13 protein-coding genes are annotated in these 17536 nt (G+C 30.7%); 1 reads left to right on the top strand and 12 read right to left on the bottom strand.

What is annotated here, in order from left to right; translation table 11 throughout:
• Positions 1–3: 3 nt before the first annotated feature.
• The 9 genes from MOV42_RS03320 to MOV42_RS03280 form a co-directional block, all read right to left on the bottom strand.
• Complete coding sequence (locus tag MOV42_RS03320; protein ID WP_324172389.1) at positions 4–1890, bottom strand: hypothetical protein; 1887 nt, start codon at positions 1888–1890, stop codon at positions 4–6.
• A 42-nt stretch (positions 1891–1932) separates the two neighbouring features.
• Positions 1933–3117: an IS3 family transposase gene (locus MOV42_RS03315; RefSeq protein WP_324171963.1), complete on the bottom strand. Its 1185-nt coding sequence runs from the start codon at positions 3115–3117 to the stop codon at positions 1933–1935.
• A 52-nt stretch (positions 3118–3169) separates the two neighbouring features.
• Entirely contained in the window at positions 3170–4810 is a 1641-nt protein-coding gene (locus tag MOV42_RS03310) for a hypothetical protein (RefSeq protein ID WP_324172388.1), read from the bottom strand.
• Between the two features lie 63 nt (positions 4811–4873).
• Complete coding sequence (locus MOV42_RS03305; protein ID WP_324172387.1) at positions 4874–5815, bottom strand: DUF805 domain-containing protein; 942 nt, start codon at positions 5813–5815, stop codon at positions 4874–4876.
• A gap of 48 nt (positions 5816–5863) precedes the next feature.
• The gene (locus tag MOV42_RS03300; RefSeq protein WP_324172386.1) at positions 5864–6493 is read right to left on the bottom strand and encodes a tetratricopeptide repeat protein; all 630 of its coding nucleotides are present in this window, start codon (positions 6491–6493) and stop codon (positions 5864–5866) included.
• A gap of 1 nt (position 6494) precedes the next feature.
• Positions 6495–9776 (bottom strand): hypothetical protein, encoded by a 3282-nt coding sequence (locus MOV42_RS03295; RefSeq protein ID WP_324172385.1) that lies wholly within the window; start codon positions 9774–9776, stop codon positions 6495–6497.
• 33 nt (positions 9777–9809) lie between these two features.
• Positions 9810–10538, bottom strand: a complete 729-nt coding sequence (locus MOV42_RS03290) for a tetratricopeptide repeat protein (RefSeq protein WP_324172384.1) — start codon at positions 10536–10538, stop codon at positions 9810–9812.
• Between the two features lies 1 nt (position 10539).
• On the bottom strand, positions 10540–13443 hold the full coding sequence (locus tag MOV42_RS03285) for a hypothetical protein (RefSeq protein WP_324172383.1): 2904 nt from the start codon (positions 13441–13443) through the stop codon (positions 10540–10542).
• Between the two features lie 42 nt (positions 13444–13485).
• Positions 13486–14670, bottom strand: a complete 1185-nt coding sequence (locus MOV42_RS03280) for an IS3 family transposase (protein WP_324170993.1) — start codon at positions 14668–14670, stop codon at positions 13486–13488.
• A gap of 111 nt (positions 14671–14781) precedes the next feature.
• Here MOV42_RS03280 and MOV42_RS03275 point away from each other — a divergent pair, with 111 nt between their 5' ends.
• Complete coding sequence (locus tag MOV42_RS03275) at positions 14782–15048, top strand: integrase core domain-containing protein (RefSeq protein WP_416385446.1); 267 nt, start codon at positions 14782–14784, stop codon at positions 15046–15048.
• Here MOV42_RS03275 and MOV42_RS03270 read toward each other — a convergent pair.
• From MOV42_RS03270 to MOV42_RS03260, 3 genes are all read right to left on the bottom strand, one after another.
• Complete coding sequence (locus tag MOV42_RS03270) at positions 15029–15685, bottom strand: hypothetical protein (protein ID WP_324172382.1); 657 nt, start codon at positions 15683–15685, stop codon at positions 15029–15031. The two genes, MOV42_RS03275 and MOV42_RS03270, sit on opposite strands and share 20 nt — an antisense overlap.
• Before the next feature lie 63 nt (positions 15686–15748).
• Positions 15749–16687 carry a DUF805 domain-containing protein gene (locus MOV42_RS03265; protein ID WP_324172381.1) on the bottom strand — a complete coding sequence of 313 codons (939 nt, stop codon included), beginning with the start codon at positions 16685–16687 and terminating at the stop codon, positions 15749–15751.
• Positions 16688–16735: 48 nt separating this feature from the next.
• Positions 16736–17530: a tetratricopeptide repeat protein gene (locus MOV42_RS03260; RefSeq protein ID WP_324172380.1), complete on the bottom strand. Its 795-nt coding sequence runs from the start codon at positions 17528–17530 to the stop codon at positions 16736–16738.
• Between the last annotated feature and the right edge of the window lie 6 nt (positions 17531–17536).

Here is a 17536-nt window from a genome sequence, read left to right as displayed (position 1 = left end):
CCTTTACTTCAACAGTTCTAAATCTCGTGGACTTAAAGGCATAGGTATAAGTTCATTTAGATAATAATTGATTTCTTTAACTAGTTTAGTTCCTAACCAGTCACTTTTACTGTTATATTTTATATCAAGTTTGTATTTTACAGAAGTAATACCACTAGCTATTAAAATAGTATAATTCTTTTTTCTATCCTCATCTAGTTTAGCTTCTGAAAGTTCTTCTTTAAAACTTGTAAATATATCTATAAGTTTATCATTCTCTTTGTCTATAGCTTCAGTTGCATCTATGAGTATATAGTCTGTATAGTTATCATCTTTTATAAGATAGATTAGACCTTCCATTTCTTCATAGTAATCTTTATTAACACGAAGGTAACCATTAAGGTTAAGATTCATTGTTTTTGTAAAGTTAAGGAAGTAAGTAGGAACTTTTTCTACTTCTATACTAATGTTTTTCAAGGCTCTATATATCTCACTAAACTCATATCTTGCTGCTGCTTGCAATGCTTGTTTATTATCTGAGTAGTTTTTATAAATAAACTCTCTTACCTCTTTAGTTCCGCCAATTTTTGTTATATCTTTTGCCTGCATTAGAGCATCTCTTGAACCACGACGAATATAGTAGTTTCCAGTAGTTGTACTTAGACTCTCTAAGATATATGGTTTGCGTCCATCTTGATAAAAGAGAGACTTCTCAATCATAACTTCAACTCTTGAGTCTATAAAGTAACCAGAGAATATATACCAAAGTATTTCAAGAGCTATATATCCTATTGCGGCTATCCACATACCTGATACAAATGCCAAGGCTACTATTATAGCTGCTTTAGTACCAATCATAAGCATAGCATCATAATCTTCATCCTCTAAGGATACCATCTCATAGTAAGCACCTACTACAACAGCAGGTATTGCAAGTTTAGCAATAATCTTTTGAGGGATAGAGTGCTCTGCTAGTAAAAAATCTACCATTAACATAGCTTGTTTAGTTCTAGGTAAAACTTTTGTTCCTGTTTCTACTACTGTTTTTGTGATTGAGTTTATGCCTGTTGTTATTTCTAGTAGAGCTTTTAGGTCGTTTTTCTTGTAGGTTTTAAGAGCATCTCCTGTTGTAAATAAGGTTATGAAAAAGCTTAGACCTTTCATTGTTGAGATTGAGAGTTTATAGGGTTTGGATTTTCGGATTATATCCCACTTTTCTTTAGTCTCTGTATTATTATCTGTTGTTAGTCCATCATCAACTTTCTTCTGCTTATCCTCAGCCTCATGAATCTTACTAGTTATCCCATCTAGTGCTTTGAGTTGTTCAAAGAGTTTTTCATGAGCTTTTTTTACTTTTAGGTCTTTACTGATATTGCCATCGTTTAAGTTGGAGAGGACAAGCTTGTACTCTTTTTCTATCTCAGGTGCGAGGTCATCTAAGAATTTGTTAGCATTGCTTTTTCTTGAACTAAACTCATCTTCATTATATTCTCCCTTAACTAAAGCGTGCAATATTATGCCATGAAGATTTTGATGATAAAGAGTAAAGATATCTTCTTTGTAAAGTTTTTCATGTTCACTCTCATCTATACTTTGAAGTTTAATAGAAATCTCTTTCATAAACTCTAAGACAGCACTCTTAGTGTTAAACGCTGAAGTCTGTGTAACTTCATCATCAAACATAGTTCTACTAGCAGTTAGTGAGTAAGCTATATTTAAAAGTAAATCCATTCTCTCAAACTCTGTATCTTTTAAATCACTATAATTTTTTAATAATGTTTTTAGCTCTGGATTTGTCAGTTGTTTAGAGAGTTCTTCACTCAATGTTTTGGGAGTTTTTCTGTATTTGTCATAAAAGAACTTAAATGTTTCCTCTTTAGGAATAAGAGATATACTACCCCAATATGTCAAGACAACTTTTTCAAAAATCTAATTCCCTAAATACCTGTTACCCTATGCTACATTTTCACTAGATTTAGTGTAATTCTCATCATTGATTTTTAAACTATCATAATAAACATTCATAGGTTTTTTATATTTCAATGTCTCATGAAATCTTCTGTGATTATAAAATTCTATATAATCCTTAACATCACTTTTGAGAATTGATACTCTCTCATATTCATTGAGGTATATTTTTTCAACTTTAGCACTTCTCCAGAACCTCTCAATACAAATATTATCTGTTGCTCTACCTTTGCCATCCATAGAGATAATTATGTCATTATCTTTTAATGTTTGAGTGTGGATACAGCTTGTATATTGTGACCCTTGATCAGTATTAAATATCTCAGGCTTACCATAGAGTGCGAGTGCTTCATCTAGTACACCTATGACTAAATCTGTATCCATTGTGTTGGATATTCGCCAAGATAATATTGCTTTAGAATACCAATCAATTATGGCAGCCATATAGACCATACCACCTTTAATTTTAATATAGGTTATATCTGTTGACCATACTTGGTTTGCTCTTACGATATCTAATCCTCTTATTTTGTAAGAGTATTTATGATGTTGCTTGTCCGCCCAGCTTGTATTTGGTGGTCTTACAGCTAAAACAGCCTGTAAACCTAACTCTCTACGGTATGCCAGCACTGTGTTGGGACTGACACGAAAACCATCCTCTAGTAGTTGATGATACACTTTCATATAGCCATAGCTTGGTATCTCTTCAAATACTTTTTCTATATGTTTTTTAATTACATTTTTAGCAAGATTTACCATTGGTGCATAGAACAAATTACTTCTGTTATAGTTAATAAGATTACATTGTTTTACAACTGATAATGCCTTATTTTCATCTCTATCAATCAACTCCTTTTTATAGCTAGAGTCCAAGCTGCTTAACTTTCCCACCGCCCAGTCCTTCTCTACTGTTAGTTGACCTACAACCTTTGCATATTCATCAAGTTTAGCTTGTAATCTTACATTCTCTTCTTTGTACTCTTTAATTACTTTTGCAGGTTCCATCGCAACTTCTGCATTTTCCAAAAATATCTTCTTCCAATTTTGTAAGTTTTTTGGTGTGATATTATTTACACTTGCTATTTCATTTAGTGTCTTATCTTCTTTTAAAACTTCTAAAACTAACTTTGTCTTGAATTCTGCTGTATATGTTGTTCTTTTTCGACTCATAAGATTACCTTCTATTTTTATTGTTTAATTTTACTCTTTTAAGAATTAAACTTTAGAAATAGTTGTTTGATTTTCTTGGGGTAGTATAAGACTTAAACTCTTTAATATGTCCTTTTTCTTTCCAATCATAAGCACAATATTTAGCAGTAGTATCTAAATCTGAATACTCATCTATAAAAGTATCACTGCGTTTGCCATTTTTATCTTGAAAGAGTCTAGCATAAGCACTGCCTTCGAACTTATCGTTAATCTCTTCTTGAATATCTTCATCAAACTCTGGATGAGCAGATAGTTTCTTTAAATTATAATGAAAGTCTTCAATAGCATCTTTATATTTAGTACCGATAACATCATTATGTTTACCACTAAAGTAGAGGCTAAAAAGTGTTAATGCTGTTATCTCTGTATAACTCTCTCTAGTACTTGTCGCATACTTGTGTGATGTTTTACTACCATTGATATGTGCTCTTACACCTAAACACAAATAGTCATGACTTTTACTTTCAATGATACATTTTTCATTAAGATGCTCTATCTTTCTTCCATCAAAGGTATTATAGTTATGTTGTGTGTTGAGTAAAAACGAAGCATTTAGTTTTACTTCATTTAAGTAACTCATAGCTACATCATGTTCAACAAAAATATTAAGTCTTATAAAAGAAGAATTACTATCTTTGATGCTCCATGAAAAACCTCTATCTTTACAAGTATCTATAATATAAGGTATAAAATCTTCTTTCATCCCTTCAACTAAAGTATAGTAAGCATCTTTGAGTTTTTTCTTTGTGTTTTTTCTTTCTTGTTTCTCTTTTGAGTTTACTTCAAGTTCATCCATAAAGTTTGCAACGCTATAGGCATAAGCATTGCGTTCTTTAATCCTGTCTATTAAAGGTTTGTTATGTGCATAAGCAGTATGAAAAGAACATTCTAGCTCTTCATACAAATCTTCTATTTCACCGATAGGGTCATCTATTTCAACTACTATGTTTAAGTGTGACTTGTTTAGTTTTTTAGCTTCTTTGTTTGAGATTAAAATATCTTTCATCTCTTTATTTATATGTTTTATGGACTTTGAATAATCTTTATGGTTTATACAATGAAGATTCTTTTTATCAGTAAGTGTTACAGAAACTGGAGTGAACTTACTCAGTTGTTCTTTAGTGAGTTTTACATTTGAGTAGATGATTTCAAGTTTTCCCTCTTCTTCATAGCAGGGTATATATTTACGAATTACTTGTGTATCTGTATCTTTAAACTGTACCTTCTCAACCTTAGGGTTAGAATAGTCACCTCTATTTACAACCTTATATTCTGTAGTTTTAATAGCATCTGTAACATATAAATAAGCATCAGTTTTTGTGACAACTTTATCTTGAGTATAGTCACTAGTATTTGTTTGATAATAGTCTTTAAGAACTCTAAAGTCTCTTGCTCCTCTTAATGCTCTTATGTATTCTCCACTTAGTCTTAGTGGATAAATTTTATATTTCTCTTTTTTTATATTTTCTTTAGTATCTACTTTTGCAGTTTCAAGTTCTTCAGTAATGATATTTGCAGCACTTCCTCCAGACTTTACACCTATTTTACTCTGTGTTTGTCCTGGACTAGCTAAGACAAGAGCGGCTCCTTTGTCAGTTTTACATCCATCTACTCGTAGTAGGTAGTTATTTATGTTTAAGGGAAGAACTGACATTTTTTAGTTAAGCCTCGTATGTAGAGGTGTTAAACTATATCTTTTGAAGTTCATAGGCTTTTTTTAGGATACTTTTTGATTCTGTACTTTCTTTAGTTCTTTATTTGTATTCAAAATAAGTATACATAATGCTGAAAACTGAATACCACATTTTATGGAAAACCAAAAGCAAAAAGTAAAATTAAACATTTGTATATCATTGTATAGTATAAGAATATATTCAATGATATTATACACTAACCAGATAACATATGTATATGAAATATACCGAGTTATTTTCATCTTTTTTAAATATGATATAGAAATAAGTTTATCAAAATTCAAAATCAATGTCATAAGTAGTAATAATAATATATAAAATACATTCTCTACTGTAAAAGCGTAAGAAAAAAACATTGCTCCCACATTCCAATCGTATAAATTTACAATATCTATTATCAAAGGTATAAGTAATAAAATCCCTGCTACAGCAAAAAGCCATTGTGCTTTTTTTTCTTTAGTTTGACATTCGCAATATTGTGTATCTTTAGATAAGAGAAAAGAGTTCATAAAAAACACTGTTATCTGACCAACTATAGGGATAAAATTAATCCACCACCAAAAACCAGATTTATCAATGTCATGAAAACGCTTAACAGAGGCACTAATGCTTATCCAAGACACTAATATAAGAACCATAAACAGTAATATTGCTACAATATGTTCAAAAGTATTTCCGTACTTTATTATTGGTGCAATATCATATGTTGAGTCTCTGATATCAAATGGATAATTTATTTGAACAAACATATTATCTGGTATTGGATATGTTAAAGTTTTGCCAACCATTTCTTCCTTTGAATGGATAACTTTATCAAGCAGTGTGTTATATAACCCAAAAAGTATAGAAATAATAAATGAAACCATTATTGTAGTTTGCCACCATTGAATTCGATTGTAACAACCTTTTAATGATAGAACACTTGATTCACATTTAGAAATTATGTTATTTGATTCTTTTTCCAATTTTTTCCCTTATTTTATAAATAATGTTTTGTGAATGGCAGACATGGTTTAGTCAATGCCACCTGTGTATGGGTTTGGAACTAGAGTTTTTTGGAGTTCGTAGGCTTTTTTTAGGGTTGGTTCGTCTATTTTCCAGTCATTTCGTAACAAGCCTAAAACTCTTTCTTTTGTGTAAGGGTGTCCTATCATTCCTATCATGTAGGTTGCACTATTTAGCTTGTCTTTTTGTTGATGGTAAAGTAGTCCTAATCCTTTTCTCGCATCAATATTACCCAGTTTTATTGAGGTCAAATACCACATGATTGATTTATCAATATCATTTAGCTTTTCTTCATACAATAAAGCTAAGTTTAGTGCTGACTTATTGTCATTGAATTTTTTAACACCTATCTCATACCAGCTACAAGCTTTGTCATATTCGCCAATATGCTTATAGGATATTCCTGTATTAGCAGGAATATCCTTACTTGGTTTATATTCATATGATTCTTCATATAAGAGGATAGCTTCTTGATATTTTTTTTGTGCATAAAGTCTTTGTGCCTTATTATAAAGACTATCCGCTTTCTCACTAGCCTTAGGGTCAACATACTTAATCGAAAGAGGTTCTATCGCATAAGCACTTTGTCCTATAAACAGAAATGCTAAAAACAGTAATTTTAATAGTTTGTATTTCATCTTAACTCATTTGAATATTTAGTATTTTACAATCATCTTTAGTTAAAGGTAAAGATTTTATATCTATAATCTTTAACGCACCGCCTGTAAGCCTCTTTAGATACTTACTTGCATCATCATAGTAATATATGACATCATATTTCAGACTAATTGCATCACTATGAAGTAATAACTTGGTATCTTTTTTAGAGTACTCTTGTATAACCGAACTGTCACTAATATCTAAATGGCTTAAAAGGTCTATATACTCCTTACCATTTTTCAGTTCATGTTGTGAGATATCTATCTCTATCTCTTTGTCATCTTCAAGCAGTACAATGCGTTTTATATCTTTATAAAAATCTTTAGAGATAGAGACATAACTACATACAGCATAAGTTGCTTTACTTGATTTGTATTGCTTTGAACGCCCAGACTTTTCAATATTTACCCCTTTTAAAGTGGCATAAAAAGAACTTAGCTCATAACTAAACGCAGCATTAAACTCTTTTTTATGAGAACTATAGTTTGCATAGATAAAGTCTCTCATATCTTTAGGTTTTTGCATAAAAGGAATTTCTTTAATACTTTTAGAATTATCTTTATAAAGATACTCTTTAGTATCACTACTTAAACTCTCTAAGATATAAGGTTTACGCCCATTTTGGTAAAAGAGAGATTTTTCTATCATAACTTCGACATTAGTATCAATAATATAGCTTGATATCGACATCCAAATAAGCTCAATAGCTATACCTATAATCAAGATTTCTCCTATACCTGAGGCAAAGAGCATTAAAGCTAAGGTAAGCCCCGTTTTAACACTAAGAGCAACAACTGCATCATAATCTTTATCATTCAAAGAAGCTATCTCATGGTAAGCCCCAAAGATAACAATAGGGATAGCAAGTTTAGTAAGCACTTTTTGAAAAACAAGCTTCTCCTCTTTCATAGCTTTAAACATATTATATGCTATTGCCTTGGAGGACAATAACTTAGTTGCTTGTGCGGCTTCTCCTGTAATTTTAGATAAGACATTGATGGAGACTGAAAGTTCTAGGAGTGAGCTTAAAGTCATTTTTTGGTAATCTTTGAGTATCTTTCCTGTTTGGTAGAGAGCTACAAAGAAACTTAGTCCTTTTAGGGCTGGGATTGTTATTTTATAGGGGTTGGAGTTTCTGATTGCATTTTGTACTTTTACAATATCTTTATCACTTGAAAACTCATCAACTTTTCTCTGCTTATCCGCAGCCGCATGAATCTGACTAGTAATCCCATCTAGTGCTTTTAACTGTGCAAATAGTTTTTCATGAGTTTTTTTGACTTGTAGGTTTTTGTCTATACTTCCATCATCTAGCTTCGTTAAATCTAGTTGGTACTCTTTTGCTGTCTCTGGAGCTATGACATCAAGAAATTTTTTCGTTACATTATCTTGACGGATTAAAAACTCTTTTTCGTTATAGCTTCCTTTAACAAGTGAGTGAAGGATTAAACTGTGTAAGCTTTTATGATAAAGTTGAAATATATCCTCTTTATAAAGCTTTTCATGTTCATCTGCTTTGAGTACTTGAAGTTTTTTTGAGATGGAGATTAAAAAGTCCATAACTGCACTATCTGTATTAAAAGGAGAAGTTTGATTTACTTCTTCATCAAACATAGTTCTACTTGCAGTAAGTGAGTAAGCTATATTTAAAAGTAAGCCTATTCTCTCTAAACTTGTATCTTTTAGACTACTGTACTTTTCTAGTAGTTCTTTTAGCTGTGAACTTTTAAGTTCTTTGGAGAGTGTTTCACTTATCTTTTGAGGGGATTCTCTATGTTTTGGGATTTCGTAAAAAAACTCAAAGGTCTCTTTTTTAGGGATTAAAGTAGCAAACTTTAAAAGCTGTGTCTTATCATTTCCTTCCCACTCAAAAGCGCAGTCTTTAGCTATAGTCTCTAAGTTTTCATAATCATCAATAAAGTTATCAGTACGGTCACCATTCTTATCTTTAAAGAGTTTAGTGTAAGGACTGTCTTTAAGCTTATCATTAATCTCTTCTTGAATATCTTCCTCAAACTCTGGATGAGCAGATAGCTTCTTTAAATTATAATGAAAGTCTTCAATAGCATCTTTATATTTAGTACCGATAACATCATTATGTTTACCACTAAAGTAGAGGCTAAAAAGTGTTAATGCTGTTATCTCTGTATAACTCTCTCTAGTACTTGTTGCATACTTGTGTGATGTTTTACTACCATCGATATGTGCTCTTACACCCAAACACAAATAGTCATGACTTTTACTTTCAATGATACATTTTTCATTAAGATGCTCTATTTTTCTCCCATCAAAGACATTATAGTACTGAGAGTTTATAGTTCCTCTACGAACATTTTTATGTTGTGTGTTGAGTAAAAACGAAGCATTTAGTTTTACTTCATTTAAGTAACTCATAGCTACATCATGTTCAACAAAAATATTAAGTCTTATAAAAGAAGCATTACTATCTTTGATGCTCCATGAAAAACCTCTATCTTTACAAACATCTATAATATAAGGTATAAAATCTTCTTTCATCCCTTCAACTAAAGTATAGTAAGCATCTTTGAGTTTTTTCTTTGTGTTTTTTCTTTCTTGTTTCTCTTTTGAGTTTACTTCAAGTTCATCCATAAAGTTTGCAACGCTATAGGCATAAGCATTGCGTTCTTTAATCCTGTCTATTAAAGGTTTGTTATGTGCATAAGCAGTATGAAAAGAACATTCTAGCTCTTCATACAAATCTTCTATTTCACCGATAGGGTCATCTATTTCAATTACTATGTTTAAGTGTGACTTGTTTAGTTTTTTAGCTTCTTTGTTTGAGATTAAAATATCTTTCATCTCTTTATTTATATGTTTTATGGACTTTGAATAATCTTTATGGTTTATACAATGAAGATTCTTTTTATCACTTAGTGTTACAGAAACTGGAGTGAACTTACTCTGTTGTTCTTTAGTGAGTTTTACATTTGAGTAGATGATTTCAAGTTTTCCATCTTCTTCATAGCAGGGTATATATTTACGAATTACTTGTGTATCTGTATCTTTAAACTGTACTTTCTCAACCTTAGGGTTAGAATAGTCACCTCTATTTACAACCTTATATTCTGTAGTTTTAATAGCATCTGTAACATATAAATAAGCATCGGTTTTTGTGACAACTTTATCTTGAGTATAGTCACTAGTATTTGTTTGATAATAGTCTTTAAGAACTCTAAAGTCTCTTGCTCCTCTTAGTGCTCTTAAAAAGGTTAAGTTTATATATGGAGGGAGTGCTGACATAAACTTAATTTATACTTTTAGATACTCTAGCATCTATTCTATTCCACCTGTGTATGGATTTGGAACTAGAGTTTTTTGGAGTTCATAGGCTTTTTTTAGGGTTGGTTCGTCGATTTTAAGTGTATTGCGAAGGTAATCAAAAACTTTTTCTTTTGAATATTTTTTATCAATCAACCCTATCATATAAGCAGAGCCTAAAAGATTATCTTTTTTTTCTGTTCTATAAAGATAACCTAGATTTTTGATGGCTGAAATATGTCCTTTTTGAATTGCTTTTTTGTACCATTTTATTGCGTTTGGGATATCATGTAGTTTCTCTTCATATAAAAGGGCTAAGTTATAAGCTGCATCACTATTCCCAAGATTATAAGCTATTTGATAGTTAACTTTAGCATTTTTTATATCAGATAATTTTTCATCGAATAAGAGTCCTAAATTTAGTGCACCTAAACTTGAACCCTCATTAATCGCTTTTCTATACCATTTAATAGCGTTATCATAATCTTTTATTTTTTCAAAGGTAGCAGCTAAGTTATTTAGAACATCCGCAGAGATTTTATATTCATACGATGATTTATAAAGTTCAATTGCTTTTTCATATTTTCCTTGTTCGCTTAACCTGTGTGCCTCATTATAAAGACTATCCGCTTTCTCACTAGCCTTAGGGTCAACATATTTAATCGAAAGAGGTTCTATCGCATAAGCACTTTGTCCTATAAACAGAGATGCTAAAAACAGTAATTTTAATAGTTTGTATTTCATCTTAACTCATTTGAATATTTAGTATTTTACAATCATCTTTAGTTAAAGGTAAAGATTTTATATCTATAATCTTTAACGCACCGCCTGTCGCTCTAGCTAGATACTTACCTGCATCATCATAGTAATAGACAACATCATATTTTAGACTAATCGCATCACTATGAAGTAATAACTTGGTATCTTTTTTAGGATACTCTTGTATAACCGAACTGTCACTTATATCAAGATGGCTTAAAAGGTCTATATACTCTTTAGCATTTTTCAGTTCATGTTGTGAGATATCTATCTCTATCTCTTTATCATCTTCAAGAAGTACAATGCGTTTTATATCTTTATAAAAATCTTTAGAGATAGAGACATAACTACATACAGCATAAGTTGCTTTACTTGATTTGTATTGTTTTGAACGCCCAGATTTTTCAATATTCACCCCTTTTAGAGTGGCATAAAAAGAACTTAGCTCATAACTAAACGCAGCATTAAACTCTTTTTTATGAGTACTGTAGTTTGCATAGATAAAGTCTCTAACATCTTTAGCTTTTTGAGGAAGTGTGATGTTTTGAATCTCTTTAGAATTGCCTTTATAAAGATACTCTTTAGTATCACTACTTAAACTCTCTAAGATATAAGGTTTACGCCCATTTTGGTAAAAGAGAGATTTTTCTATCATAACTTCGACATTAGTATCAATAATATAGCTTGATATCGACATCCAAATAAGCTCAATAGCTATACCTATAATCAAGATTTCTCCTATACCTGAGGCAAAGAGCATTAAAGCTAAGGTAAGCCCCGTTTTAACACTAAGAGCAACAACTGCATCATAATCTTTATCATTCAAAGAAGCTATCTCATGGTAAGCCCCAAAGATAACAATAGGGATAGCAAGTTTAGTAAGCACTTTTTGAAAAACAAGCTTCTCCTCTTTCATAGCTTTAAACATATTATATGCTATTGCCTTGGAGGACAATAACTTAGTTGCTTGTGCGGCTTCTCCTGTAATTTTAGATAAGACATTGATGGAGACTGAAAGTTCTAGGAGTGAGCTTAAAGTCATTTTTTGGTAATCTTTGAGTATCTTTCCTGTTTGGTAGAGAGCTACAAAGAAACTTAGTCCTTTTAGGGCTGGGATTGTTATTTTATAGGGGTTGGAGTTTCTGATTGCATTTTGTACTTTTACAATATCTTTATCACTTGAAAACTCATCAACTTTTCTCTGCTTATCCGCAGCCGCATGAATCTGACTAGTAATCCCATCTAGTGCTTTTAACTGTGCAAATAGTTTTTCATGAGTTTTTTTGACTTGTAGGTTTTTGTCTATACTTCCATCATCTAGCTTCGTTAAATCTAGTTGGTACTCTTTTGCTGTCTCTGGAGCTATGACATCAAGAAATTTTTTCGTTACATTATCTTGACGGATTAAAAACTCTTTTTCGTTATAGCTTCCTTTAACAAGTGAGTGAAGGATTAAACTGTGTAAGCTTTTATGATAAAGTTGAAATATATCCTCTTTATAAAGCTTTTCATGTTCATCTGCTTTGAGTACTTGAAGTTTTTTTGAGATGGAGATTAAAAAGTCCATAACTGCACTATCTGTATTAAAAGGAGAAGTTTGATTTACTTCTTCATCAAACATAGTTCTACTTGCAGTAAGTGAGTAAGCTATATTTAAAAGTAAGCCTATTCTCTCTAAACTTGTATCTTTTAGACTACTGTACTTTTCTAGTAGTTCTTTTAGCTGTGAACTTTTAAGTTCTTTGGAGAGTGTTTCACTTATCTTTTGAGGGGATTCTCTATGTTTTGGGATTTCGTAAAAAAACTTAAAAGTCTCTTTTTTAGGGATTAAAGTAGCAAACTTTAAAAGCTGTGTTTTATCATTTCCTTCCCACTCAAAAGCGCAGTCTTTAGCGATAGTCTCTAAGTTTTCATAATCATCAATAAAGTTATCAGTACGGTCACCATTCTTATCTTTAAAGAGTTTAGTGTAAGGACTGTCTTTAAGCTTATCATTAATCTCTTCTTGAATATCTTCCTCAAACTCTGGATGAGCAGATAGCTTCTTTAAATTATAATGAAAGTCTTCAATAGCATCTTTATATTTAGTACCGATAACATCATTATGTTTACCACTAAAGTAGAGGCTAAAAAGTGTTAATGCTGTTATCTCTGTATAACTCTCTCTAGTACTTGTTGCATACTTGTGTGATGTTTTACTACCATCGATATGTGCTCTTACACCCAAACACAAATAGTCATGACTTTTACTTTCAATGATACATTTTTCATTAAGATGCTCTATCTTTCTCCCATCAAAGGTATTATAGTTATGTTGTGTGTTGAGTAAAAACGAAGCATTTAGTTTTACTTCATTTAAGTAACTCATAGCTACATTATGTTCAACAAAAGCATTTAGTCTTATAAAAGAAGAATTACTATCTTTGATGCTCCATGAAAAACCTCTATCTTTACAAGTATCTATAATATAAGGTATAAAATCTTCTTTCATCCCTTCAACTAAAGTATAGTAAGCCTTTTGGAGTTTTTTCTTTGTGTTTTTTCTTTCTTGTTTCTCGTTTGAGTTTACTTCAAGTTCATCCATAAAGTTTGCTACGCTATAGGCATAAGCATTGCGTTCTTTAATCCTGTCTATTAAAGGTTTGTTATGTGCATAAGCAGTATGAAAAGAACATTCTAGCTCTTCATACAAATCTTCTATTTCACCGATAGGGTCATCTATTTCAACTACTATGTTTAAGTGTGACTTGTTTAGTTTTTTAGCTTCTTTATTTGAGATTAAAATATCTTTCATCTCTTTATTTATATGTTTTATGGACTTTGAATAATCTTTATGGTTTATACAATGAAGATTTTTTTTACCACTTAGTATACTACCCCAATATGTCAAGACAACTTTTTCAAAAATCTAATTCCCTAAATACCTGTTACCCTATGCTACATTTTCACTAGATTTAGTGTAATTCTCATCATTGATTTTTAAACTATCATAATAAACATTCATAGGTTTTTTATATTTCAATGTCTCATGAAATCTTCTGTGATTATAAAATTCTATATAATCCTTAACATCACTTTTGAGAACTGATACTCTCTCATATTCATTGAGGTATATTTTTTCAACTTTAGCACTTCTCCAGAACCTCTCAATACAAATATTATCTGTTGCTCTACCTTTGCCATCCATAGAGATAATTATGTCATTATCTTTTAATGTTTGAGTGTGGATACAGCTTGTATATTGTGATCCTTGATCAGTATTAAATATTTCAGGCTTACCATAGAGTGCGAGTGCTTCATCTAGTACACCTATGACTAAATCTGTATCCATTGTGTTGGATATTCGCCAAGATAATATTGCTTTAGAATACCAATCAATTATGGCAGCCATATAGACCATACCACCTTTAATTTTAATATAGGTTATATCTGTTGACCATACTTGGTTTGCTCTTACGATATCTAATCCTCTTATTTTGTAAGAGTATTTATGATGTTGCTTGTCCGCCCAGCTTGTATTTGGTGGTCTTACAGCTAAAACAGCCTGTAAACCTAACTCTCTACGGTATGCCAGCACTGTGTTGGGACTGACACGAAAACCATCCTCTAGTAGTTGATGATACACTTTCATATAGCCATAGCTTGGTATCTCTTCAAATACTTTTTCTATATGTTTTTTAATTACATTTTTAGCAAGATTTACCATTGGTGCATAGAACAAATTACTTCTGTTATAGTTAATAAGATTACATTGTTTTACAACTGATAATGCCTTATTTTCATCTCTATCAATCAACTCCTTTTTATAGCTAGAGTCCAAGCTGCTTAACTTTCCCACCGCCCAGTCCTTCTCTACTGTTAGTTGACCTACAACCTTTGCATATTCATCAAGTTTAGCTTGTAATCTTACATTCTCTTCTTTGTACTCTTTAATTACTTTTGCAGGTTCCATCGCAACTTCTGCATTTTCCAAAAATATCTTCTTCCAATTTTGTAAGTTTTTTGGTGTGATATTATTTACACTTGCTATTTCATTTAGTGTCTTATCTTCTTTTAAAACTTCTAAAACTAACTTTGTCTTGAATTCTGCTGTATATGTTGTTCTTTTTCGACTCATAAGATTACCTTCTATTTTTATTGTTTAATTTTACTCTTTTAAGAATTAAACTTTAGAAATAGTTGTTTGATTTTCTTGGGGTAGTATACTCAAACATTAAAAGATAATGACATAATTATCTCTATGGATGGCAAAGGTAGAGCAACAGATAATATTTGTATTGAGAGGTTCTGGAGAAGTGCTAAAGTTGAAAAAATATACCTCAATGAATATGAGAGAGTATCAATTCTCAAAAGTGATGTTAAGGATTATATAGAATTTTATAATCACAGAAGATTTCATGAGACATTGAAATATAAAAAACCTATGAATGTTTATTATGATAGTTTAAAAATCAATGATGAGAATTACACTAAATCTAGTGAAAATGTAGCATAGGGTAACAGGTATTTAGGGAATTAGATTTTTGAAAAAGTTGTCTTGACATATTGGGGTAGTATAGTGTTACAGAAACTGGAGTGAACTTACTCTGTTGCTCTTTAGTGAGTTTTACATTTGAGTAGATGATTTCAAGTTTTCCATCTTCTTCATAGCAGGGTATATATTTACGAATGACTTGTGTATCTGTATCTTTAAACTGTACCTTCTCAACCTTAGGGTTAGAATAGTCACCTCTATTTATAACCTTATACTCTGTAGTTTTAATAGCATCTGTAACATATAAATAAGCATCGGTTTTTGTGACAATTTTATCTTGAGTATAGTCACTAGTATTTGTTTGATAATAGTCTTTAAGAACTCTAAAGTCTCTTGCTCCTCTTAGTGCTCTTATGTACTCCCCACTTAGTCTTAGTGGATAAATTTGATATTTCTCTTTTTTTATATTTTCTTTAGTATCTACTTTTGCAATTTCAAGTTCTTTAGTAATGATATTTGCAGCACTTCCTCCAGACTTTACACCTATTTTACTCTGTGTTTGTCCTGGACTAGCTAAGACAAGAGCGGCTCCTTTGTCAGTTTTACATCCATCTACTCGTAGTAGGTAGTTTTTTATGTTTAAGGGAAGAACTGACATTTTTTAGTTAAGCCTCGTATGTAGAGGTGTTAAACTATATCTTTTGAAGTTCATAGGCTTTTTTTAAGATACTTTTTGATTCTGTACTTTCTTTAGTTCTTTATTTGTATTCAAAATAAGTATACATAATGCTGAAAACTGAATACCATATTCTAAAAATAATGAAAAATAATAAATAAAATAACTCATTATACTATTACTTTCAAAATTAAAAAATAAGTGACTGATATTATAAAACAACCAAGCAACATAAGCAAATGAAATATATTGAATCACTTTCATCTTTTTCGAATAAGATATATTAATAAATTTATCAAAGTTCAAACTCAATGCCATAAGTAGTAATAATAGTATAAAAAATATATAATCTTTCATATAGTATTGAGTCCATAAACTTGCTTGAACATACCATGTCCCATAGCGATCCGTTATATCAATAATATTTATTAAGATGGGGATAAGTAATAATATCCCCGCTAGAGTAAAAAGCCATTGTGTTTTGTCTTCTTTAATTTTATATTGACAATATCGTGTATTCTTAGATGGAATAAAAACATTCATAACAAATACTATTATCGAACCAACTATAGGAATAAAATTTACATACCACCAAAAACCAGATTTATCAATGTCATGCAAACGCTTAACTGATGAAGTAATACTTATCCAAGACATTAACATAAGAGTTATAAAGAGTAACACTCCTTGAATATGCTGGATAGGATTTCCTTGTTTTATAAGAGATGTTAAATCTAATTCAGATGGCATATTTTCTTGCAAGTACATAAAATTTGATGTTTGTTGTGTTGAAATTTTTTCAACTATCACTTTTTTTGGATGGTTAACTTCATAATGTAATATATTATATGAGTTAAAAAGCATAGCGATAATAAACCAAATCATTATCGTGGTTTGCCACCATTGAATTCGATTGTAACAACCTTTTAATGATAGAACACTTGATTCACATTTAGAAATTATGTTATTTGATTCTTTTTCCAATTTTCCCCCTTATTTTATAAATAATGTTTTGTGAATGGCTAACATTTATTAGTCAATGTCACCTATGTAGTGTTTTGGGATGTCTAGGGTTTGTTGTAGTTTGTAGGCTTTTATCATGGTTGGCTCATCTATTTTCCAAGTTTTATTTAAATACTTAAAAGTTTCTTGTTTATCATATCCATATACAATTCCAGCTAAAACATATGCAGATGCAGTGATGTTGTCTTTTAAATCATGGTAAACTTCACCAAGATTATTTATAGCTTTTTTATGTCCTTTCTTGGCTGCTTTTTTGTACCAAATAATGGCATTTTTAAAATCTTTTTTATTTACATCATATAAACAACCTAAGTTATATGCACCATCCAGATTCCCCATCTCAAAAGCTTTTTTATACCATTTTATCGCATTTGGATAATCTTTTTGTTGTTTATATAATATAGCTAGATTATTTATAGCACTAACATTACCTTTTTTTATGGCTTTTTTATACCATTTTATAGCTTTAGGATAATCCTTCAATTTTTCGTCGTATAGGAGTCCTAAGTTTGCTCCCCCTTTTTTGTCTCCCATCTCAAAAGCTTTTCTATACCATTTTATAGCATTAGGGTAATCTTTCAGTTCATCATAAGTTAAACCGATGTTAAAGGCTAAATCTTTAGATGAATCTTCATCAAAGGAAATTTTAAACCATTTTAAGGCTTCATCATATTTCTTGGTTTGATAAAGTTTTTCACCTTTTTTATAAGCCTTGAAAGCTTCATCACTTATATCTTGTTCTGCAAGGAGAGACTGCGAAGCAAAGACAAACAGTAATATAAATATTTTAAACATTCTTTTCATTTTCAT

It is taken from the genome of Sulfurimonas sp., assembly GCF_029027405.1.
Taxonomy (GTDB): Bacteria; Campylobacterota; Campylobacteria; order Campylobacterales; family Sulfurimonadaceae; genus Sulfurimonas.
The sequence above is the reverse complement of the archived record's forward strand: the minus strand, read 5'-3'. Positions and strand labels throughout refer to the sequence as shown.